This window comes from Pseudomonas sp. B424 (genome assembly GCF_055408345.1).
The window spans coordinates 22,974-45,874 of the sequence record NZ_JBUZTL010000015.1; the positions used below are offsets into that span (position 1 = coordinate 22,974).

Sequence of the window (22,901 nt, forward strand, 5' to 3'; positions counted from 1 at the left end):
AATCCGGATCATTGCTGCCAATACGACCGTGAACGCGGCCACAAGTTTAAGTCTTTTGCGCCAGCGGCAGGCAAACCCTGAACAGGGCACCCTCACCCAGCGCGCTCTGCACCGTGATTGTTCCGCTGTGGGCAGCCACGATCTGCTCCGAGATAAACAGGCCCAACCCCAGCCCAGCTGTCACATGGCTGGCTGAAACCCGCTCAAATTGCTGGAAAACCCGCAGCTGGTTTTCTTCGCTGATCCCGATGCCCTGGTCACGCACGTCAATCACGGCCTGGTCACCGTCGATATACACAGACACATCAATCGGCTTTTTTGCACCATAACGCAAGGCGTTGGTCAGCAAATTGGAAATCACCTGCTCAATCCTGAACTCGTCCCACTGCCCCACCACCGGCGGCCCCGGATTGAAGTTGACGGCCGATTGCGCCGCGCTGATTTGCGCCGCGAAGCTTTGCAGCAACTGGGCCACGGTCTGGGTCAGATCAAACTGCGCAGGCCGGATCGACAGCTTGCCGGTGCGGATGCGCGATACGTCGAGCATGTCTTCGATCAGGCGAATCAGGCTCTGGATCTGGCGCTCGTCGCGCTCGACCATGGCGTGCATCTTGTCCATGGTGAATGCCGCGGCGTTATCCCGGGCCAGGTGCATCTTGCGCAACTGGGTTTCCAGGATCAGCCCGTTCAGGGGGGTGCGTACCTCATGGGAGACGATCGACATAAAGTCATCGCGCATGCGCACCGCATGCTCCAGCTCGACCTGGGTCAGCTGCAACTGCGCCAGCAGGGTCTCCTGCTCGCGGCGGCTCTGTTCCAGGGCTTCGACCTGTTGCTTCATGGCCTTGCTCTGGCGATAGAGCTCGACGAACACGTTGACCTTGCTTTTGACCGCGTGGATATCCAGCGGCTTGTGTAAAAAGTCTACCGCTCCGCTTTCATAGCCTTTGAAGGCGTAGTTCATCTCGCGCCCTGCGGCACTGACGAACACGATGGGGATGTTTTTGGTCTTGGCCGTGCCACGCATCAACTCGGCCAGTTCAAAACCGTTCATGCCCGGCATTTGCACGTCAAGAATGGCCATGGCGAATTCATGCTGCAGCAACAATGACAGCGCCTCGTCCGCAGACAAGGCCTTGTACACGATGCGATCCTCGCGTTTGATCAGCGCTTCGAGCGCCAGCAGGTTTTCCGGCAGATCATCAACGATCAGCAGTTTGGCTTGAATATCACTTAGCAGCATTAGATATGTTCCAGCTCGACTAGCAGACGGCCGATGCCGCGCAGGGGAAGGATGCAATCCGGTTGGAAAAGCTCCAGTGCCGCTCGCGGCATGGTCGAAACCAAGGCTTCGTCAGGGTCCTGGATGATGGTCAAACCGCCTTGCTGCTTGACCGTCTTCAGCCCCTGAGCACCATCCTGATTGGCGCCCGTCAGTAAAATCGCGGCCAGACGCTGTTGGTACACATCGGCCGCGGACTCAAAAAGGTAATCAATCGAAGGGCGCGAGTAATGCACCCGCTCCTCCCGACTCAAGGAGAAACTGTAGTCGTGCTCCACCGAGACGTGATAGCCGGGGGCGGCAAAGTACAGCGTGCCCGGCACAATCGGCTCCTTGTCATCGACTTCCTTGACCGGCAACGCCACGCGCCGGGCAAACACCTCGGCCAGCTGGCTGCGACGCTCGTCCGGCAAGTGCAGGACCACGATAATCGGCAGCCGGAAGCCGGGCTTGAGCTCGGCAAAAATGCTCAACAAGGCCTCGACACCGCCCGCCGATGCGCCGATCACCACCGCCCCTACAGGTCGACGGTGAGCCACGCAGCTGTGTTCGCCGTTCATAGCTTGCGGTAGATCCGCTCTTGCTTGAGCAAGGGCGTGAACTGCCGGCTGTAGTCCGAAAAATCCAGGGTCTCTTTGCTGCCCAGCATCAGGAACCCCCGGTGACACAACGATTCGTGGAATAAGCCAAATGCTTTGTTTTGAAGGTTTTTATTGAAGTAAATCAGTACGTTACGGCACGAAATTAAATTAGTTTCTGAGAACACGCTGTCAGTCGCCAGGCTGTGATCGGCGAAGGTCACGTTCTCACGCAGGCTCTTGTCAAAGATCGCGTAGTCGTAGGCCGCAGTGTAGTAATCGGCAAACGAGCGCTGCCCCCCGGACTTCTGATAGTTGTGGGTGTAGGCGCGAATGTTCTCCAGGGAGAAGATCCCCTGCTTGGCTTTTTCCAGGGAGCGCGGGTTGATGTCAGTAGCGTAGATGATGGTGCGATCGAGCAGGCCCTCTTCGCGCAGCAGGATGGCCATGGAATAGACCTCCTCACCGGTGCTGCAACCTGCAATCCAGATCTTCAGCGAGGGGTAGGTCTTGAGGATCGGCACCACCTCCTGGCGAATGGCCAGGAAGTGCTCCGGGTCACGAAACATCTCGCTCACCGGAATCGTCAGGTACTGCAACAACTGCATGAAGGTCGCAGGCTCGTGCAGGATCCGCTCCTGCAAGGCCGAGATGGTCTTGCAGTCGAGCTGGCGCAGCGCATGATTGACCCGGCGCTTGATCGAAGCGCCGGCGTAATCGCGAAAATCGTAGCTGTACTTGAGGTAGATCGCTTCGATCAGCAGCCGTAGCTCAATGTCGGTGTTTCGGTGCACTTAGAGTCGTTCCATTTTCGGTAGCCAGACCCGGATCAACGAAAACAGCCGGTCCAGGTCAATCGGTTTGGCCAGGTAATCGTTGGAGCCCGCTTGCAGGCAGCGCTCCTGATCGTCCTTCATGGCCTTGGCAGTGACCGCAATGATCGGCAGCTTGCGCCAGCGCGGGTTCTTGCGAATTTCGACAGTGGCTTCGTAGCCATCCATCTCCGGCATCATCACGTCCATCAACACCAGGTCGATGTCATCCACTTCATTCAGGCGCTCGATGGCTTCGCGGCCATTACGGCCAATCACCACAATGGCGCCCTTTTGCTCCAGGGCACTGGTCAGGGCAAAGATGTTTCGCACATCGTCATCCACCAGCAAAACCTTGCGCCCCTCGAAGACCTTGTCGCGGCTGCGGGCGGTCTTGAGCATCGTTTGCCGCTCATGGGACAACTGGGATTCAACTTTGTGCAGAAATAATGTCACTTCATCAAGCAAGCGCTCCGGGGAACGCGCGCCCTTGATGATGATCGAGCGTGAATACTTGCGCAGCTCGGCCTCTTCATCGCGGGTCAGATTACGCCCGGTGTAGACGATGACCGGCGGGAACGAGCAGATGTCTTCGGTGGACATGCGCTTGAGCAAGTCGCCGCCCAGCATGTCCGGCAGCTTGAGGTCGATGATCATGCAGTCGTAAATATTGGTGCGCAGCAGGTCGAGTGCCTCCTGGGCAAAACCGACTGCGGTGATTTCTATGTCTTCCTCGCCGATCAGGCGGGCAATGCTGTCGCGCTGCAGATCATCGTCTTCAACCAGCAGCACCCGCTTGACCTTCTGCGTCAGCTTGGCTTCAAGCCGGGCGAACACGTTTTTCAGCTCTTCACGGGTGGTCGGCTTGACGGCATAGCCCACCGCGCCCATGTGCATGGCGGTTTCGACCCGGTCCTCGGCGGAAATGACGTGCACCGGAATATGGCGCGTCGGCGCCATAGCCTTCAAGCGCTGCAACACCGTCAGCCCCGGGTGATCCGGCAGGCGTATATCCAGCAGGATGGCGTCGGGAATGAACTGTGACGCCAGGCTGAAACCTTCATCCGCCCCGTGGGCGACCAGGCAGCGATAGCCCAGCTCATGGGCAAGATCGAAGAGGATGCGCGCAAAGTTTGGTTCATCCTCGATCACCAGTATGCAGCGCGTGGCAAACGGCGCCTGTTCACGGTCATCCATGAAACGCGGGATGTCGACCGGTGCCACCACCTCCAGCAGCGGCCGGACCACAGGAGCCACCGGAGCGACCCGTGGCGCGGGGCCCACCGGGACTGGTGCAGGCTCCCCGGCCTGCTCCACATATTCTTCAGGCAGGATCAGGGTGAAGATGCTGCCCTGGCCAGGTTCGCTGCTGACGCTGATCGAACCGCCGAGCAGCGTTGCCAGATCACGGGAGATCGACAAGCCCAGGCCCGTGCCGCCATAGCGGCGGTTGGTGGTGCCATCGGCCTGGCGGAACGCTTCGAAGATGCTGTCCTGTTGCTCGACAGAAATGCCGATGCCCGAATCGCTGACCGTGAAGGCAATCCCTTCCCCCGGCTGACGCGACACAATCAGGCTGACCTGGCCTCTTTCGGTGAATTTGACCGCGTTGGACAGCAGGTTTTTCAGGATCTGCTCCAGGCGCTGGCTGTCGGTGTAGATCATCGGTGGCGTGCCTGGCTGCACCTGCACCTCAAACTCCAGTGCCTTTTCACCCGCCAGCGGCTGGAACATGCTGCGCAGGCCCTCGACCACTCGCGTCACACTGGTGTTCTCGGGGCGCACTTCAAGCTTGCCCGCCTCCACCTTGGAGATATCCAGAATGTCGTTGATCAGGTTGAGCAAGTCATTGCCGGCCGAGTAGATCGAGTCGGCAAACTTGACCTGTTCGCAGGTGAGGTTCTGCTGCGGGTTTTCGGACAGCAGCTTGGCCAGAATCAAAGAGCTGTTCAGCGGTGTGCGCAGCTCATGGGACATGTTGGCCAGGAATTCAGATTTGTATTTGCTGGAGCGCTGCAGTTCCTCGGCACGCTCCTCAAGCTGTACCTGCACCTGATTGAGCTGGGTGTTCTTGCGGTCCATGGCATCACGCTGGCCGGCCAGCTCTTCGTTGGTCTGCTCCAGCTCGGCCTGCTGGGTTTCAAGGCTGGTTTGCGACTCTTTGAGGATGCGCGACTGCTCTTCCAGCTCTTCGTTGGCGGTCTTGAGCTCTTCTTGCTGCACTTGCAGCTGCTCATTGAGCTGCTGGGTCTCGGCCAGCACTTCTTGCAGGCGCTGACGGTAACGGGCTGCCTCGATCGACATGCCGATATTGTCGGCAATCAATTCGAACAGCTCGACATCACGGTCTGCCAGAGGCCTGAGGAAGCCCAGTTCAATGACCCCGTTGACCCGTTCGTCATCACTGGTAGGCACCACCAGCACACTGCGCGGGCTGCCTTCGCCCAGGCCGGAGCTGACTTTGATGAAGTAGTCCGCCGGCACGCTGTCCAGGCGAATCAACTTATCCTGCTGCGCGGCCTGCCCCACCATGCCTTCGTCATTGTGAATGAACTGGCCCTGGGCCTCCTGCTCCCGGGAAAACCCGTAACAGGCCACCCGCGTAAGACCACCGTGGTCTTCACGCACGTAGACAGCCGCCACCACCGACCCCAGGTACTGGGCACAAAACTGCAGGATATTGCGCCCCAGGGTATGGAGCGACAGTCGCCCCAGCACCTGCTCGGCCAGTTCGGTTTGCCCGTTGCGCAGCCACGCCTGTTGTTCCAGGCGTTGCGCAGTCTTTATTTGCGACTCGAAGTTATCATTGTAACTCTTTGATAAAGCTATTAAATCGCGACGCCCTATATAGGCCAAAAAGCCGCTCAACCCCAAGACAAACAACAGGTACAGACCAATACTGACAACCGTCGTGCGGCTGACATCTTCATTGCGGGCAACCCGCAATTGCTGTTCCATCTTGATGAAATCGTCGTATTCCTTGCGAATCTCATCGGTCAGGCGCTTGCCACGACCTGCCTGCACAGCCCCACGGTAGTCACCGTTCTGGGCACGGGCATCTACCATTGATTGCGCGTAAACGTTCCATTCGTTCTGCAACGCCTCGAGCCGCATCAGGCGATCGACCTGTTGCGCGTTATCGCTGACGAGGGTTTGCAAGCTCTGCAACTGGGCCGTGATCTGCGGTTTGGCCACGGCATAGGGGTCCAGAAAATGTTCATCACCGGTGATCAGAAAGCCGCGCATTCCGGTTTCCAGATCAACCGTCAACCTCATCGCTTCATTGGCATTATTGATCACCCTATCGCTGTGCTCGACCCACTTAATCACCGACAGCAAATAGCTGATCATCACCACGAACAACACAGCACTGAGCACGCCAACGGCCAGTGGCAAGCCGACGTTGCGACTCAGGAGCTTGCGAAAGCTTCGCTCATCAATAGATGCAGGTGACTTCATTTATCAGGCCTGTGGACTGTCATATAAAAGGGGGAGTTTGCAGGATTACCGAGCTTTTGTTCTACTTTCTTATATTCATAGGCATATTTTCCTACTAACAAGCACACTCGGATGTAGGCGAAGGCTATCCTTGCAGGCCTGAGACCCGTACTTGAATTTTTATCGAGATCATCACTATGTCCGCAACACCCTCCACCATCCTTGTGGTCGAAGACGACGCCATTGTCCGGATGTTGATCGTTGACGTACTGCAAGAGCTGGAGTTCAGCGTGCTTGAAGCCGACGGCAGCGAGCAGGCACTGGAACTGCTTGAAGACAAAAACCAGCACATTGACCTGCTGATGACCGACGTCGGACTGCCGGGCATGGACGGCCGGGCACTGGCGAGCAAGGCCCGCGAGTTGCGCGGGCGGCTACCCATCCTGTTTGCCAGCGGCTACGCCGAAAACCTTGAAGTGACAGAAGGCATGGCGGTGATCGGCAAGCCCTTCTCCATCGACCAGTTGCGCAACAAGGTCACCAGCATGCTGGCAACGGCATGATCTGAACCTCCGGGAGCGGGGGGTTGTGTAAACCCGCATCCCTGTGGTTTCCTACACATCTTGTATCAGGTGCCCTTCACAGGGTGAAACGGGAAACCGGTGCGTCAGGCGTTAATCGTCCTGGCTAGTCCGGCGCTGCCCCCGCAACGGTAAGCGAGAGAAACATCAAATCCACTGTGCAATGGCATGGGAAGGAGATGTTTGCAGGCTCAAGCCATTGAGCCCCTCGCAAGCCCGGAGACCGGCCTGGTCACTTTTGAATAACAAACCCGCGGTGGGCGGGCGCTGTTAAACCCTGCGAACTTCGTTCGCGGGGTTTTCTTGCGCTTTGCTGCCCGTCGTCTGACCAGAGGCAAGCGCCATGTCCATCAGCACCAGCCGTACCCATTCTGCTGCTACCACCGCAACCCAAAGCCAACGCATTGTGGCCGCTGTCGGCGCTGCTGTGCTGGGGGCTTTCCTCGTCTACTTCGCCGGCTTCTCCCATATCGATGCGGTGCATAACGCGGCCCATGACACCCGTCACAGCTCCGCCTTTCCGTGCCATTGAGATTGCCTGCCATGATTAAGCGTATCGCTCAAACCGCAGGCTTCACCGGCTTGCTGGCCGCCCTGCTGCTGACACTGCTGCAAAGCCTGTGGGTGTCGCCGCTGATTTTGCAGGCCGAAACCTACGAAAAACCCGCTGCCGCCGAAGTCCACGAACATGCCGACATGGCGATGCCTGCCCATGAGCATGATGCCCAAGCCTGGGAGCCGGAAGATGGCTGGCAGCGCGTGCTGTCGACCACGGGCGGCAACCTGGTGGTGGCGGTCGGTTTCGCCCTGATGCTGGCGGGCCTGTACACCTTGCGTGCGCCGACCCGCACTTCCCAGGGCCTGCTCTGGGGCCTGGCCGGTTATGCCGTGTTCTGCCTGGCGCCAACCCTGGGCTTGCCGCCCGAACTGCCGGGCACTGCCGCTGCAGACTTGTTGCAGCGGCAGATCTGGTGGGTCACTACGGCGGCCTCGACCGCCGTGGCCATTGCACTGCTGGTGTTCGGCAAGCATTGGGCACTCAAGGTGCTGGGCTTGGCGATTGTGGTGGTGCCGCATATTTTTGGCGCTCCGCAGCCACTGGTGCATTCCAGCCTGGCCCCTGAAGAGCTGGAATCGCAGTTCAAAATTGCCTCGCAATTGACCAACCTGGTTTTTTGGCTGGCACTGGGCGCGATCAGCGCCTGGCTGTTCCGGCGCAAGCCTGCAGGCCAGTACTCGGCATGACGGCTGCCAGCACAGAGCCAGTCATGGTGATTGGCCTGGGCTGTCGCCAGGGTTGCAGCGCACAGGCGTTACTGGCGCTGATCGAACATTCACTGGCACAGGCCGGGATTGCACTGAGTGCGGTCCGCGCCCTGGCCAGTATTGACCTCAAACGCCAGGAACCCGGCCTGCTGCAGCTGGCAACACAGCTGAACCTGAAGTTTGAGGTGTTCAGTGCAGGACAACTTGCCCCATATGCGCCGTACCTGAGTCACCGCTCGGGCATTGCGTTCGAGCAAACCGGTTGTTTTGGCATTGCCGAGAGTGCCGCACTGGCGCTGGCCGAACAGCTCGCAGGTACGTCGGCCGACCTGCTGATAACGCGACAAAAATCGCCCGTGGCCACCTTTGCGTTGGCCTGCGTGGCGCAAAAACCGCGATAATCCCCCGCCTCACTATGAGCGTTGTTCAAGAACAGCTCTATCTCGACCCTTTCAAGAGACTGCCATGACTGTTTATTTCATCGGCGCCGGGCCCGGCGATCCAGAGCTGATTACCGTCAAGGGCCAGCGCCTGATTCGCAGCTGCCCGGTGATTATTTACGCCGGTTCCCTGGTCCCGGCAGCGGTACTGGAAGGTCATCAGGCGCAACAGGTGGTTAACAGCGCCGAACTGCACCTTGAGCAAATCATCGCGCTGATCAAGGCTGCCGATGCCAACGGTCAGGATGTGGCCCGCGTGCATTCCGGCGATCCCAGCCTGTATGGGGCCATTGGCGAGCAGATTCGTTGCTTGCGCGAGCTGGGCATCGCCTTTGAAATCATTCCGGGGGTTACTGCCACGGCGGCCTGTGCGGCAATTCTGGGCGCGGAGCTGACCCTGCCGGATATTTCACAAACGGTGATTTTGACCCGGTACGCGGAAAAAACCGTGATGCCGGCGGGTGAAGAACTGGCCAGCCTGGCGCAGCACAAGGCGACCATGGCCATTCACCTGGGGGTCAAAAACCTTGAGAACATCGTTGCCGAGCTGACCCCGCATTATGGAAGCGACTGTCCGATTGCCGTGATCCATCGCGCCAGCTGGCCGGATCAGGACTGGGTGGCCGGCACTCTGGCGGACATCACGCAGAAGGTTCAGGCCAAGGGTTTCAAGCGCACGGCGCTGATTCTGGTGGGCCGGGTACTGGCCAGCGACAATTTTTCGGACTCGTCGCTGTATCGCGCGGGGCATGCGCATTTGTATCGGCCTTGAACGCTCGCCCCCCTGTGGGAGCGGGCTTGCCCGCGATACGGACGGCGTGGTCTGTCAGGTAGATCCCATTGCTGCCATCGCAGGCAAGCCAGCTCCCACAGGTTCTGCGGCACCCGGACAATCCGAACCGTACAGGGGCTATCGCGCAGGCATAAAAAAACGGTGCTCACGGGGCACCGTTTTTTCTTCAACTTCGCAGCGAACACCCTGTTACCGATAACTCAGTAGTAGGCGTTTTCTTTCTGCGAGTGGTCGGTCACGTCACGTACGCCCTTGAGCTCCGGCACACGCTCAAGCAGGGTGCGCTCGATGCCTTCACGCAAGGTCACGTCCGCCTGGCCGCAGCCCTGGCAACCGCCACCGAACTTAAGCACCGCAATACCGTCTTCAACCACTTCGATCAGGCTAACCTGACCGCCGTGGCTGGCCAAACCGGGGTTGATCTCGGTTTGCAGGTAGTAGTTGATGCGCTCGTTGATCGGGCTATCAGCGTTGACCATCGGCACTTTGGCGTTGGGCGCCTTGATGGTCAGCTGACCACCCATGCGATCGGTGGCGTAGTCCACCACGGCGTCGTCCAGGAAGGGTTCGCTGAACGAATCGATCCAGGCCGTGAAGCTTTTCAGGCCAATGGCGGTGTCTTCAGACTTAACTTCCGCCGGCTTGCAGTAAGCAATGCAGGTTTCGGCGTACTGGGTACCGGGTTGGGTGATAAAAACGCGGATACCGATACCCGGGGTGTTCTGCTTGGACAGCAGATCAGCCAGGTAATCGTGGGCAGCGTCGGTAATCGTTATGGCGCTCATGGAATCTCCTCGCAGACATAGGGCGCAGTTTACGCCAATCGGCGCGCCTGACAAAGTCCTAGTATTTTTGTCAGGAAAGCCGCACCCCCATATCTTCAGATCTGGTGGCTGATTACAGGTTTTCGTAGCGGTTCATATCCAGCACGCCTGCTTCGACCGGGTCGGTTTCATTGATGTACTGCCCGATATCGTGGAAGTACTGCCAGAACTGCGGATGGCTGCGGCGTATCCCCCAGCGCTCGACGATAGTGTCGAAGGTTTGCTGGTCCTGGCATTGCTCCATCGCAGCCACAAACGCCGGCACATCGCCTGTCGGGATATTGAACATGAAGTTGGGGTAACTGCTGAGCACTCCCGGGTAGATGGTCAGTGTGTCCAGCCCCGGCTGCAGGCGGTATTCCTCGCCCATCATGAAGGCCACATTGGAGTGCGCGCGATTGCGCAGCATGCTGTACATCTCGCGCTTGCCCGCGCTGCCTTCGATGCGCAGCATGGTGGCTTCAGGCAATTGATTGATCACCGCCAGCCCTGCGGCAGGACGCGAGGTCAAACGGCTGAGCGATTGCTCGGCGTATCTGAACTCCTGGGCAATATCGGGCCTTGAACAGAACGCCCCCGTGCAACGGTTGATCGGGTCCGGCCGCGCATTCAGGGTGCCGGTGCGCTCGATCAGCTTTTGTGCGAAGTCGCGCTTGGGGTCTGCCGGGTCGAGTTTCATGCCGGTCGGGGTGTCGGTATCAATCTTCTGATAGTCCATCCACATCTTCAGCTTGCCGCTGTTCTGATACCAGTCGCCAAGGATGCCCGAGCGCGAGTCCGCCGGCATCAGGCGCAGGAAGTTGACCTCGGCGCCATTACGGATCAAGTCAAAGTACAAGCGGGTCTGCGCCTGGTGCGAGACGTTGCCGAACACATCAAAGTTGACCGCCAGCTGGTAGTAGGTGCGTTCCAGCAACGGGTAGTCGAACAGCCACATCGTTTGTGGAATCTCGCCGATCAGGCCCTTGCTGACACTGGCGCTGTCGAAATGGCGAAACACTGTCAGCAAGGCGTTGTCGTTACCTGCCCACAGGGTCGACCAGCTCGGCGGCGGCATGTCGGCATAAGCCTCCTGGCGCAGCTTTTCATAATCGTTGCGCTTGTCGCGATAGTTGTGCCACAGCGAGATAACACTGCCAACGTCGTCGATCTGGCCGGGCATCGCCAGCAATGGCGTTGCGATGCCCCGGTAGACCGCGTCGGTGACGTAGCGATCGCGGGCTGGCTCCTGAAACACGGTCCAGAAGTTGTCGCGAATCACATCGGTCGCGATCTGCCCGCGGCACACCGGCCCACGGATAAAGGTGCGCACGAAATACTCGGCGTTATCGAGCATGAACTGATAACGCGCCACTGCGGGGATCGCTTCAAAGGTTTCAAACGGATTGGCCCGGCCACGTGGCCCGTACCCCGGCAGTGACGTGGCATGCCAGTTGCCGCTGTAGAACAGCTGTTTGACCCGCGCCAGCTTGTGCGCACCCATCGGGTAGGTGATGTGGGTTTTATGCACGATCACGCCCTGGACCGGCATCAGGCGGTAGTAAAAAGCGGTACCGGGATCGTCGTTTGGCCGACGGGTAGCGATCAGGTCAACCGGCTGCCCGCTGGGCGTGCGCGAACGGACCCATTGGAAGAAATGCCCCGGCACGCCATTGTCGAAATAGGCATGGGCCAGGAACAGGTGCTCATATAACCAGCGCGCCACCAGCGCTTCTGTCGAGCCGGAGCGGTTGAGCAGTTCTTCCCACTCGGCAATCTGCGCCGCCTCGCCGGCCGTGGGTTTGATTGCATGCTGATCGACGGGGGCGCCCTGCCCCAGCCAGGTTTGTACGGTGTGGTACTGCTTGTCTGTCAGACCGGTAACGGCCAGGGGCATGCCCTCTTTGGGGTGGCTCTGGGCGTAGGCATTGAACTCGCCCGGCGCCGGGCAGACGTTTTCGCGGTTCAGGCCCAGCACGATTTCTTCGGGCAACTTGGCGTTGGGGGTCAGCGGCGTGCTGTGCCCCAGCTCCAGCATGCGCGCCATCAAGGCTGCCTGCGCACCTTGGGCGTCGAGCACCGAGTAGAAGCCTTTGTTGCGCCACTCGTTCGGGCCGCTGGCATCGTAAAAGATCCGCGTCGGCGCGATGGCATCGACACGGTCGCCCTTGTACACGGGCACTTTGCTTGCCCCCCGGGTGGCGCCCTCCGCGCTCCCCAGGTTCAGTTGACAGGCCGCGTCGTTACAGGCGTGGCAGGCAACGCATTTTTCAGTAAGGATCGGCTGGATATCCCGAGTGTAGGAAATAAGCGGGCTAACCAGCGGGGCTTGTGCCAACGCGGTACTGCACACCACCAGCGTCACGGCGCCGGTGAGGAGGCGAAAAAACATGTGCCATTGTCCTGATATCAAAAAATATATCGCGATTCTACCCGTGGAACACTCGCCTTAACATGAATCAAATTCATGTAAATCAGCGAACGCTCAAATCCCACGCAGGTTTGTTATGCTTTGGCATCTTTTGCATGGCTCTAACAGGTAGTCCTATGTCTGACCGCAGCGCTCGTCTCCAAGCACTTCAGCAAGCCCTCAAAGAGCGCATTCTGATTCTCGATGGCGGCATGGGCACTATGATCCAAAGCTACCGTCTAGAGGAACACGACTATCGTGGCACACGCTTTGCCGACTGGCCGAGCGACGTCAAAGGCAACAACGACCTTTTGATCCTCAGCCGCCCCGATGTGATCGGTGCCATTGAGAAGGCGTATCTGGATGCCGGTGCCGACATTCTCGAAACCAACACCTTCAACGCCACCCAAGTGTCTCAGGCCGACTACGGCATGCAGGCGCTGGCCTACGAACTAAACGTAGAAGGCGCACGCCTGGCACGCAAGGTGGCTGACGCCAAGACCCTGGAGACCCCGGACAAACCACGCTTTGTCGCCGGCGTGCTCGGGCCTACCAGCCGTACCTGCTCGCTGTCGCCGGACGTGAACAACCCCGGCTACCGCAACGTGACCTTCGATGAACTGGTGGAGAACTACACCGAGGCCACCAAAGGCCTGATCGAAGGCGGCGCCGACCTGATCCTGATCGAAACCATTTTCGACACACTCAACGCCAAAGCCGCCATTTTCGCCGTACAAGGCGTGTTCGAAGAGCTGGGCGTCGAACTGCCGATCATGATTTCCGGCACCATCACCGATGCCTCCGGCCGTACCCTGTCGGGCCAGACCACCGAAGCGTTCTGGAACTCCATCAGCCACGCCAAGCCGATTTCGGTCGGTCTGAACTGCGCCCTGGGCGCCAGTGAGCTGCGGCCCTACCTTGAAGAACTGTCGAACAAGGCCAGCACCTACGTATCGGCTCACCCGAACGCGGGCCTGCCCAACGAGTTCGGCGAGTACGACGAACTGCCGGCCGAAACCGCCAAGGTCATTGAAGAATTCGCCCAAAGCGGCTTCCTCAACATTGTGGGCGGCTGCTGCGGCACCACGCCGGGCCATATCCAGGCCATCGCCAACGCTGTTGCCGGTTACGCGCCACGCCAGATCCCGGACATCCCGAAGGCCTGCCGCCTTTCGGGCCTGGAGCCGTTCACCATTGATCGCAGCTCGTTGTTCGTCAACGTCGGCGAGCGGACCAACATCACCGGTTCCGCCCGCTTCGCCCGCCTGATCCGTGAAGACAACTACACCGAAGCCCTGGAAGTGGCGCTGCAACAGGTTGAAGCCGGCGCGCAGATCATCGACATCAACATGGACGAGGGCATGCTGGACTCGAAGAAGGCCATGGTGACCTTCCTCAACCTGATCGCCGGCGAGCCTGACATCTCACGCGTACCGATCATGATTGACTCCTCCAAGTGGGAAGTGATCGAAGCGGGCCTCAAGTGCATCCAGGGCAAGGGCATCGTCAACTCGATCAGCATGAAAGAAGGCGTCGAGCAGTTCATCCATCACGCCCGGCTGTGCAAGCGCTACGGCGCCGCCGTGGTGGTAATGGCCTTCGACGAATCAGGCCAGGCCGACACCGAAGCGCGCAAAAAGGAAATCTGCAAACGCTCCTACGACATTCTGGTCAATGATGTGGGCTTCCCGCCGGAAGACATCATCTTCGACCCGAACATCTTTGCCGTGGCCACCGGTATTGAAGAGCACAACAACTACGCCGTGGACTTCATCAACGCCTGTGCCTACATCCGCGACGAGCTGCCGTATGCCCTGACCTCGGGGGGCGTGTCCAACGTGTCGTTCTCGTTCCGTGGCAACAACCCGGTGCGTGAAGCGATCCACTCGGTGTTCCTGCTGCATGCGATCCGCAATGGCCTGACCATGGGCATCGTCAACGCCGGCCAGCTGGAGATCTACGACCAGATCCCGACCGAGCTGCGCGACGCCGTGGAAGACGTGGTGCTCAACCGCACCCCGGACGGCACCGACAACCTGCTGGCCATTGCCGACAAGTACAAGGGCGATGGCAGCGTCAAAGAGGCCGAGACCGAAGAATGGCGCGGCTGGGAAGTCAACAAACGCCTTGAGCACGCACTGGTCAAGGGCATTACCACCCATATCGTTGAAGACACCGAAGAGTCGCGCCAGTCCTTCAAGCGCCCGATCGAAGTGATCGAAGGCCCGCTGATGTCAGGCATGAACATCGTCGGCGACCTGTTTGGCGCCGGCAAAATGTTCCTGCCCCAGGTGGTGAAATCCGCCCGTGTAATGAAACAGGCCGTGGCTCACCTGATCCCGTTTATCGAGCTGGAAAAAGGCGATAAACCCGAGGCCAAGGGCAAGATCCTGATGGCTACCGTAAAAGGCGACGTACACGATATCGGCAAGAACATCGTAGGCGTGGTGCTGGGCTGTAACGGCTACGACATCGTGGACCTGGGCGTGATGGTCCCTGCGGAAAAAATCCTGCAGGTGGCCAAGGAACAGAAGTGCGACATCATCGGCCTTTCCGGCCTGATCACCCCGTCGCTGGATGAAATGGTCCACGTCGCTCGCGAGATGCAACGTCAGAACTTCCATCTGCCATTGATGATCGGCGGCGCGACCACCTCCAAGGCGCACACCGCGGTCAAGATCGAACCCAAGTACCAGAACGATGCCGTGATCTACGTCACAGACGCCTCCCGCGCCGTGGGCGTGGCCACGCAGTTGCTGTCCAGGGAACTGAAGCCGGCCTTCGTTGAAAAAACCCGTCTTGAGTACATTGAAGTGCGCGAGCGCACCGCCAACCGCAGTGCCCGTACCGAGCGCTTGAGCTACCCGGCCGCCATCGCGAAAAAACCGCAGTTCGACTGGAGCAGCTACCAGCCGGTCAAGCCGACATTTACCGGGGCCAAGGTGCTGGACAACATCGACCTCAAGGTACTGGCCGAGTACATCGACTGGACCCCCTTCTTTATCTCGTGGGATCTGGCCGGCAAGTTCCCGCGCATCCTGACCGACGAAGTGGTGGGCGAAGCCGCCACCGCGCTGTATGCCGATGCCCGGGAAATGCTCGACAAGCTGATCGACGAGAAGCTGATCAGCGCCCGTGCCGTGTTCGGGTTCTGGCCGGCCAATCAGGTGAACGATGACGATCTGGAACTGTACGGTGATGACGGTCAGCCGTTGGCCAAACTGCATCACCTGCGCCAGCAAATCATCAAGACCGATGGCAAGCCGAACTTCTCCCTGGCCGACTTTGTCGCGCCAAAAGACAGCGGCGTGACCGACTACGTCGGTGGCTTTATCACCACCGCCGGGATCGGCGCCGAAGAAGTGGCCAAGGCCTATCAGGACGCGGGCGACGACTACAACTCGATCATGGTCAAGGCCCTGGCCGACCGCCTGGCCGAAGCCTGCGCCGAATGGCTGCACCAGCAGGTGCGCACCCAATACTGGGGTTATGCCAAGGACGAGCAACTGGGTAACGATGAGCTGATCAAAGAGCAATACAGCGGCATCCGCCCTGCCCCCGGCTACCCGGCGTGCCCGGATCACACCGAAAAAGGCACCCTGTTCGCCTTGCTCGACCCCGAAGCCGAAGAAATGCGGGCGGGCCAAAGCGGCGTGTTCCTCACTGAACACTACGCCATGTTCCCGGCAGCAGCGGTCAGCGGCTGGTACTTCGCTCATCCCCAAGCGCAGTACTTTGCGGTGGGCAAGGTCGACAAGGACCAGATCGAAAGCTACACGGCACGCAAGGGCCAGGACCTTAGCGTCACCGAGCGCTGGCTGGCGCCCAACCTTGGATACGACAACTGACAGCCCCTGTTGTAACTCCTGTGGGAGCCAGCCTGCTGGCGAAGCAGGCAGCATGGTCTGCCTGAGTCACCCCGGTGATGCTTTCGCGAGCAGGCTCGCTCCCACACATTTTTTGGGGTTTCACACGGGGTCAAGGCTTGTAATCGCTTGCGCCGTGAGGCGTTCGCACAGCAAGCGCACTTCGTATTTCTTGCGTTCGTCCAGGGCGTTGATGTCACTCTGATATTCATCGCCCAAATCGGCATGCCGCTCTTCCAGGGCGGTGTGCTCGGTTGCAAACCGTTGCTCCAACGCCCGAAATTCTTCCGCGTGCTGACGTTTCAGGTAGTTGAGCCAATAGTCCTGCAGAACCAGCTGTTGCACGAAGGCAGGCGAAGCTTCGGCCGCCTTGACGCGTTGGTAGGCATCCTCGATTTCCTGCGCGGTGACTTTGGCTGCCCGCCGGTACTGCATGCCTTTGGGCTGGGCCGGCAGGTCCAGGCGCTTGCTCAAACTGATGCGGTAGGCCAGGCGGATTTCGGCAGCATCGCCGCCCTTTTGCGCTTGAAAGGCCGCCTCGGCGATGTCCTCCACTTGCCCCAGCCGAAACAGCCGCCTGGCCAGGCGGAGCAGGACCGGCCCCTCCTGGCCGGGCACCACGGCCTTGAGCGCATTGAATTCATACACCTTCACTTCCAGATCGCTGAACAGCAGGATGCGCCCGTCGCCACAGGTGACATCCGAATGGCCGATGATAAATAACTCGTTGCGCAACCGGGCGTCCGACTCGGCAGCCTCCAGCACCTCCCACACCCGCTGGGTCAGGCCAGCGCGGTCCTTGATAAAGTCCTGGGTAAACTGCAATTGATCGAGCAAGTAAAACAGGCCCCGGCTCTCGCCATGGGCCCGCAGCGCGTCCCAGGTCGCATGTTTTGGCGAATCGTCGGCAACCCCCTCGAACCAGCGGGCCTGTTGTTGCGCCAATTGCCCCGGGGTCAGGTTATCAAGATGGTCGAGGTTTTCATCAGGGTTGTGTTCGTCTGCCAGACTGCTGCTGGTGCTGTCGTCGACATAAGCCAGGCCATTTTCGATCTCCTCGAGCGAATACCCCAGGCCATGCCCCGAGAAGTCCCAATAGTCGCGCAACGTCTCATAGCCTGAGGCGGACAGCATGTTGTCGGACAGATTGGTATTGGCCATCAGTGCGTCGTTATCGCCCTCGAACAGTTCGGTGGGGATGTACTCGATCTGGTTGTTGCTCAGGTCCAGGTTTCTGAGGGCAGGCGTAGTGAGCACCCGGTTAGGCCAACTGACCAGGTGGTTGCCCTGCAGGTTCAGGGTTTGCAGGTGGTCCATTCCGGTCAGGTCAAAGCTGTCCAGCCGGTTATGGCTCAAGTCCAGCCATTGCAGGTGTGCCAGGGCGCGCACCCCCTCCTCTGTTTCTAAACGGTTGCAGGACGCTTCAAGCCGGGTGAGGTTGGGCAATGAGCCCAACCCCTCGGGCAAACGGGTCAACTGATTGTTATTGAGTTGCAAATTGCGCAACTCGGGAAACTCGCAGATAAACGCTGCCGAACCCTGGGCGGTGATCCGCGCGCCGGTCAGGTTCAACGAAGTGATATGGGGCTGGACCACGGTCAGCGCCGGTATGTCACCCAGGCACAGGTCCGAGAAATCCAGGGCATGAAGGCTGTGGGGCTCGCCCGTTACGCCGGGAATCAGGGCCTGCCCCCAGGACTGCATGATCCGGTCAGCGGCCTGCCTGCGATCGACCGCACTGACCCAGCGCCCTCCTTCCCGATGGCTTGGGGTGTTGATCCAGCCGTTCAGTCGCTGGACCAGCGCGTCATGTTGTCGATTCCACGCAGCCAGCCGGGCATCGATCTCCAGCACACCCAGCCCTTGGGCCTGGAGCCGTTCGAGGCAGTCAACCGCTTCGCGCAGGCTCAACTCAGGGTTGGCGCGCTGCAACAGGGCGGTTCGACTGGCCCCGGGGTCCGCCGGATCGAACACTGGATCGGGGGTCAACAATACCGCATCGGTTTTCAACGACGGGGAATCCGGCAAGAGCAAGTTCGGGTCATCGACGGCGTCTATGGGGAAAAATTCGGGGGTGCCACCGGTTTTACCTGCAGCCAGTAATGTCGTCGCTATATTCCCCACCCTGTCGCGCCCGGTACGTTGCCCGCAGGCGAGCAAGCCCGCGCAGCTCTCGGGGCTCAACTGGCAGCCGTTCAGTTTGGTGCCCGCCAGCAACCCGTCGTGGCCACTGAAAAGGGCATCGGGCAGGGTTTTGATCGCACTGTGGCTCAAGTCCAGTTGTTGTAACTGCCCTAGATCCAGTGCACCGTCCGGCCAGGCCCGAATACCCGTGAGACTCAGATCAAGGGACTGCAGGCGGGTCATGGCACTGACATCCAGGGCCGTGACGCGATTGCCCCGCAGATTGAGCTGCTCAAGCCCGCTCAGCCGGTTCAGGCGGCTCTGCAGCAAGGGGGTGACCGCCAAATCGTTATGGGCCAGGTTCAGGTCAGTCAGGTGCCTGAATTCACTCAGGCTATGGGGCAATGCCGTCAGCCCGTTGCGGCTCAGGTTCAGCTGATGCACCCGGGTAAACGAAGCCAGGAAGCGCTCCAGCACTTCGGCAGGCACCCCCAGTTCGCTCATATTGAGCCGATGCACATGGGCAAATGCTTCGTGGCCCGGCAAGGCCGGCAGATCGCTGAGCACGCCGCCCGACAGGTCCAGCTCCACCGGGTGCTGGCTGACCCGCCATGAAGGCCCGGCGCTGACGTCCTCCAGGCCCAGCCGTCGAGCGACCCCCAGGCTCCAGCAGCGCTGGATTTTTTCCGCCACTTGCCGGTGAAAAAGCTCATGGGCCGTGGACGGGTCCCGGCTCAACCAGGCCTGTACCCCTGCGCCGAGCAACCGGTGCTCTGCATGCATGCTGTTCACCCGTCCGAATAACCCGGCCAGCGCGCCTTCGCCGGGTGCCAACAGGGCAATGGCCCGGCTGGCAAACTGCGAGTCGCGGGGCATAAAACGCGTCAGGCAACCGGTGCAGTAAGCCACCGACCATTTCTCCACATCCACCGGCAGAGCCGGGTTGGCTCGCAGGTATTGGCAGGCTTGCAACACCGTCCCTGGGTCAATGTTCGACCAATCCAGAAGCAACCCGCTCCATATCCGCTCATGACCTGAAAACAGTGAATCGGGCAGTGCCTGGATGGACGTACCGAACAGATCAAGGGTGTCCAGATGCTCAAGTTCGAGTACCCCCGCCGGCCACTGCTCCAGGTGCCCGCTGACGCGCAACACCTGCAGCCGGGGCCAGCCGCTGACGTCCAGCGCCGGCATCGAGCCATTGAGGGTCAAGCGTTCCAGTTGCCCGACTGTCTTGAGTTGATCCATAAATACCGGCGGGAACCCCTGCCATCCAGCCTCCAGTGACAGCCCGGTGACTGTGGGCAGCCGGGTCAAGGCGCGGGCGACCCGGTGCATGTCGTCCTGCTCAATTCGCAATTCCAGCGTGCGAACGCCGCTGAAGCGCTTTACAAACCCCAGGTCAGGCTCGCTAAACATCAGGTCGGCGCTCAGCTTCAGGTTTTTGACATGGGAGAAGTCAGCTTCCAGTGCCGGAAGATCGCTTACCAAGCCCATGTCAAACTCAAGATTGAGGTAAGCCCAAGCCTCCCCCTCGCGGTATACCCTCACCCTCCAGCAGTCGATGAGGCGGTCAGAGGCCAGTTGGCGTATACGTCGAGCAAATGATTCCTCTGTCGCTCCGGCCCACTGTTGCAGGGTGGTACGCAATGCCTCCAGTTCACGTTGCCGATTGGCCAGCACGGCGAATATCTGCTGATCGTTTTTACCCGCATCCAGCTGCCGGCCGATAAAACTCGCGGCCTCCTCGTCCGTGATCATGGGGTACAGATCGCGCACCCGGGTAATCAATGACGGATGGCTATCGAAGGCCTCGCCTCTGCCCGACAGGGCATAGCCGATCTGGCCATTGATCCGTTGCAACGCCGGCCTGGAACCGGGCACGCGCAACTTCAGGGTGCGCGCCATTTGCTCGCGGTGGGAAGTGGCATAACGGGCCACCGACCCCTGCCACTCACCGGGTGCGCTGGCCAGGTGCAGGCCGGCCTCGATGGCCAGGCGTTCACTGTCGATGGAGGCCAGGCCCGGCAGGTACAACCCGCCAAGCGCACGATTCAAGCGCCCCTGTTGCGTGTAATGACGCGCGAGGTTGCCCAGCTCCCCGGTCACGCGCCCGGTCAGGCGCAAACGCTCCAGATCCTTCGCGTCGGCCTGCCCGAGCACTTCCCGGGCCGCCCGTTCGGACAGCCGCGAAAACCTGCGCCGCAGTGCCTGAATCTGTGGGTCGGTGTCCGCCTGCCGGGGGTTATGCAACGCGCTGGCCCGGCGTTGTTTGAGGGCGTCCCGGCGAGAGGTCTGCGGGCCGATCAATGCGTCCAGCGCCTGCTCGTCCCTGAACTGCTCCAGCGTGTCCAGCAACAGGGCGGGCGCGGGCAGCCCCTCCAGGTGTACCTTGCGCAATTGATCGTCGGTCACCCCGCTGACATCGCCGATCTGCCCCAGCACCCGGTCATCGAACCCTTCGGTCTGGTGCCCCAGGCGCCGCAGCAAGGTCGAGCGCTGCCACTGCAACGGTTGCTCATGGCTGTGGCGCCAGGCCCCGGCGTTGTTGTGTTTGAGCAGGGGCCGATAGGCGCTGTCGTCGCCCGGATGCTTGATCCGCCAGGCATCGAGCTGCGGGTCATGGGCCTGCTCGTAGAAATACCGGTCCACCCGCACATAGGTTTTACCCTCGAGCCGATACTGGCCCAGGGCATTGGGTTCGACCTGCGGGCTGAAAGCAGCCTCGCATCGATACGGCTCCAGATCGGGCTGCCACAGCCGGGTTTCACCGTTGGGCAGTACGATTTGCGTCAGTTGGTCGAGCCATTTGGACAGGGCGCCCGAGGCGATATTGCGGGCCAGGCGCCCGCCCCCGTCCATCACACCGATCAGGGCCACATTCAGCGCCACCGACTCCAGATGAGACCAGGCCCCTTCGACATCGCCGACCGCCCATGACTCCATGCCGTGGTAAACCTCCATACCCATTTGCAGCGCCATCACTGCCATCATCACTTCGCCGGCGCCGGGGATAAAAAAAGCAGCCACGTTCAAAACGTCCAGCCCCAGGCCCAGGTAATAGTCCAGGCGTTCCTGCAGCAACCTGGCGTCGGCATCGGCCGTGGGCACGGCCAGCACCCGCGCATTGGCTTTGATGCGCTCCAGGTGAAGGGTATTGAGGGTTCTGAACAGCTCTGCAGGCGCCGTCTCGATACCGGTCACGCTCAGCCGCAGGTCAACTTCGTCCACATACACCGGGGCCTCGATGCCTTTGGGGTCCGGTTTTTTCTGGAACAACTGGTGGTTCAGTCGCGCCAGGAACGTCTGCGCGCTGCCCTGGGGTACCAGGCCGGCACACAACTGTTGATACTCAGGCAAACGCAGGTTCAGGCCCAACTCGTACTGAAAAGCTTCCAGCGAGGGATACTCCTTGAGCGGGTGCGACGGGGCTCCGGGCATATAGACCAGCAAGGGCTCCATGTCTGAGTGTTTCATCAGCGGCACGCCACTGATGCCGGTGTTATCCCATTCCAGCACTGGCCACCATGAACGATACGGGCCGATCAGCAGCACCTCGCCCAGAGTCAGGCCATACAGGCTGAGCTGGCTGAAGACCACGGGCTTGCCCGCCATGCGCGGGGCTGGATGCCCCCGCAGCAGCGCCTTGAGCATGTCATGGGCTGGCGCCGAGATTTGCTTTTGCATCAGGGCCGCATGCATGCGCACTGCCAGCAGCTCTTTTTGCGCCCGGATCATCCTCTGCCGCACGACGGCCCCCCTGCCCGGCGCATCGAACACAGCGCTCAGATGGTCCTGATACTGCTGGCCCAGGTCCAGCGCCCGGCAAATCCGCGAAAACACCTCGGGCGACATGTCGCGCTTGACCCGGTAGTTGAAACCGCTGACCGGGCGCAGGTTGTCCCACTCCTCCTTGAGCTTGCCCACCAGCAGTCCCGTGCCGTGTATCAGCGCGTCGGCGACAGACTCTACAGGGTCGGGCCCCTGACGCTGCCGGAGCAGGCCCACCGGCAACGCCCCTTGGGGCGCCAGCGCGCTGGTCCGGCCTTGTACCCGTTGCGAAAAATCTTCGTTGCCTTCGAAGTTAAGCAACGCCGCCTGCAGCAGGCTTTGGTGTTGCACTGGCTGGTTGCGCCGCAGATAAAACAGCCGGTCGTTGTACACATCGAGCGCCTGGCCGGTGGCGCCATGGCTGTGCAAGGCCTCCTTGAGCCGGGGCTCGGCGAACTGGGTAATGCCTTGCAAGTCTTTGAGGCTCCTGGCCAGCGCCTCATTGGCCAGACGGCTGCGCGCCTGTGCGCCCATCAGCGCCTCGCACAGCCATGAAGGTGCGCGGGTGAACCAGGCCGGGGGGGCAAGCCGGGAAACATGCCCGGGAAAGATGCCGGTCTTGAGCCGTTTGAAATCCGCCACGGCACTGTGGTTGATCCAGTCTGGCAGCTTGTTCTTGATAAAAGCGGCATGGGGCCCGAGCCCCGGGGCCGTGTGGGAACTGTCCATGGTGTGGG

Annotated in this window: 13 protein-coding genes and 1 riboswitch; of the genes, 6 read left to right on the forward strand and 7 right to left on the reverse strand. The window is 60.3% G+C overall.

All coding sequences use genetic code 11. The annotated features are described in order from the left end of the window. Positions 1-46: 46 nt before the first annotated feature. From ACZRMS_RS17135 to ACZRMS_RS17150, 4 genes are read right to left on the reverse strand one after another with little or no spacing between them, the layout of a single operon-like run. Positions 47-1,240, reverse strand: coding sequence for a hybrid sensor histidine kinase/response regulator (locus ACZRMS_RS17135; protein WP_463996313.1), 1,194 nt, complete (start codon positions 1,238-1,240; stop codon positions 47-49). Positions 1,241-1,242: 2 nt separating this feature from the next. Next, a complete protein-coding gene (locus tag ACZRMS_RS17140) occupies positions 1,243-1,842 on the reverse strand; it encodes a chemotaxis protein CheB (protein ID WP_463996237.1) in 600 nt (199 codons plus the stop codon). Next, positions 1,839-2,654 (reverse strand): CheR family methyltransferase, encoded by an 816-nt coding sequence (locus tag ACZRMS_RS17145; RefSeq protein WP_463996238.1) that lies wholly within the window; start codon positions 2,652-2,654, stop codon positions 1,839-1,841. Before ACZRMS_RS17145 ends, ACZRMS_RS17140 begins: the two co-directional genes overlap by 4 nt. Further along, positions 2,655-6,131 carry a response regulator gene (locus ACZRMS_RS17150; RefSeq protein WP_463996239.1) on the reverse strand — a complete coding sequence of 1,159 codons (3,477 nt, stop codon included), beginning with the start codon at positions 6,129-6,131 and terminating at the stop codon, positions 2,655-2,657. A gap of 176 nt (positions 6,132-6,307) precedes the next feature. Between ACZRMS_RS17150 and ACZRMS_RS17155 the strand changes: the two genes are divergently transcribed. From ACZRMS_RS17155 to cobM, 5 genes are all read left to right on the forward strand, one after another. Then, positions 6,308-6,673 (forward strand): response regulator, encoded by a 366-nt coding sequence (locus ACZRMS_RS17155; RefSeq protein ID WP_463996240.1) that lies wholly within the window; start codon positions 6,308-6,310, stop codon positions 6,671-6,673. A gap of 50 nt (positions 6,674-6,723) precedes the next feature. Then, positions 6,724-6,937: riboswitch (cobalamin riboswitch) on the forward strand. A 97-nt stretch (positions 6,938-7,034) separates the two neighbouring features. Further along, complete coding sequence (locus ACZRMS_RS17160) at positions 7,035-7,223, forward strand: CbtB domain-containing protein (protein ID WP_019827274.1); 189 nt, start codon at positions 7,035-7,037, stop codon at positions 7,221-7,223. Between the two features lie 11 nt (positions 7,224-7,234). After that, positions 7,235-7,936, forward strand: a complete 702-nt coding sequence (locus ACZRMS_RS17165; RefSeq protein WP_463996241.1) for a CbtA family protein — start codon at positions 7,235-7,237, stop codon at positions 7,934-7,936. After that, entirely contained in the window at positions 7,933-8,358 is a 426-nt protein-coding gene (locus tag ACZRMS_RS17170; protein ID WP_463996242.1) for a cobalamin biosynthesis protein, read from the forward strand. The genes ACZRMS_RS17165 and ACZRMS_RS17170 overlap by 4 nt, the downstream gene beginning before the upstream one ends. Before the next feature lie 64 nt (positions 8,359-8,422). Then, the gene (gene cobM / locus ACZRMS_RS17175) at positions 8,423-9,169 is read left to right on the forward strand and encodes a precorrin-4 C(11)-methyltransferase (RefSeq protein WP_463996243.1); all 747 of its coding nucleotides are present in this window, start codon (positions 8,423-8,425) and stop codon (positions 9,167-9,169) included. Positions 9,170-9,390: 221 nt separating this feature from the next. Here the strand turns inward: cobM and nfuA are convergent, their stop codons facing one another. Together nfuA and ACZRMS_RS17185 are read right to left on the reverse strand one after the other, a co-directional pair. Next, a complete protein-coding gene (nfuA, locus tag ACZRMS_RS17180) occupies positions 9,391-9,975 on the reverse strand; it encodes a Fe-S biogenesis protein NfuA (protein ID WP_019827280.1) in 585 nt (194 codons plus the stop codon). 112 nt (positions 9,976-10,087) lie between these two features. Beyond that, positions 10,088-12,385: a fatty acid cis/trans isomerase gene (locus ACZRMS_RS17185; protein ID WP_463996244.1), complete on the reverse strand. Its 2,298-nt coding sequence runs from the start codon at positions 12,383-12,385 to the stop codon at positions 10,088-10,090. Positions 12,386-12,540: 155 nt separating this feature from the next. Between ACZRMS_RS17185 and metH the strand changes: the two genes are divergently transcribed. Then, positions 12,541-16,251: a methionine synthase gene (metH, locus tag ACZRMS_RS17190; protein WP_463996245.1), complete on the forward strand. Its 3,711-nt coding sequence runs from the start codon at positions 12,541-12,543 to the stop codon at positions 16,249-16,251. Between the two features lie 120 nt (positions 16,252-16,371). Here metH and ACZRMS_RS17195 read toward each other — a convergent pair whose 3' ends face one another. Next, positions 16,372-22,893, reverse strand: a complete 6,522-nt coding sequence (locus ACZRMS_RS17195) for an NEL-type E3 ubiquitin ligase domain-containing protein (RefSeq protein WP_463996246.1) — start codon at positions 22,891-22,893, stop codon at positions 16,372-16,374. Positions 22,894-22,901 lie beyond the last annotated feature (8 nt).

Excerpts from the sequence above, each read along its gene's own strand:
- ACZRMS_RS17165 (WP_463996241.1), top strand. The coding sequence starts at position 7,235 with ATGATTAAGCGTATCGCTCAAACCGCAGGCTTCACCGGCTTGCTGGCC.
- ACZRMS_RS17160 (WP_019827274.1), top strand. The coding sequence starts at position 7,035 with ATGTCCATCAGCACCAGCCGTACCCATTCTGCTGCTACCACCGCAACC.
- ACZRMS_RS17155 (WP_463996240.1), top strand. The coding sequence starts at position 6,308 with ATGTCCGCAACACCCTCCACCATCCTTGTGGTCGAAGACGACGCCATT.
- ACZRMS_RS17195 (WP_463996246.1), bottom strand. The coding sequence starts at position 22,893 with ATGGACAGTTCCCACACGGCCCCGGGGCTCGGGCCCCATGCCGCTTTT.
- nfuA (WP_019827280.1), bottom strand. The coding sequence starts at position 9,975 with ATGAGCGCCATAACGATTACCGACGCTGCCCACGATTACCTGGCTGAT.
- ACZRMS_RS17140 (WP_463996237.1), bottom strand. The coding sequence starts at position 1,842 with ATGAACGGCGAACACAGCTGCGTGGCTCACCGTCGACCTGTAGGGGCG.
- metH (WP_463996245.1), top strand. The coding sequence starts at position 12,541 with ATGTCTGACCGCAGCGCTCGTCTCCAAGCACTTCAGCAAGCCCTCAAA.
- ACZRMS_RS17185 (WP_463996244.1), bottom strand. The coding sequence starts at position 12,385 with ATGTTTTTTCGCCTCCTCACCGGCGCCGTGACGCTGGTGGTGTGCAGT.
- ACZRMS_RS17150 (WP_463996239.1), bottom strand. The coding sequence starts at position 6,131 with ATGAAGTCACCTGCATCTATTGATGAGCGAAGCTTTCGCAAGCTCCTG.
- cobM (WP_463996243.1), top strand. The coding sequence starts at position 8,423 with ATGACTGTTTATTTCATCGGCGCCGGGCCCGGCGATCCAGAGCTGATT.
- ACZRMS_RS17170 (WP_463996242.1), top strand. The coding sequence starts at position 7,933 with ATGACGGCTGCCAGCACAGAGCCAGTCATGGTGATTGGCCTGGGCTGT.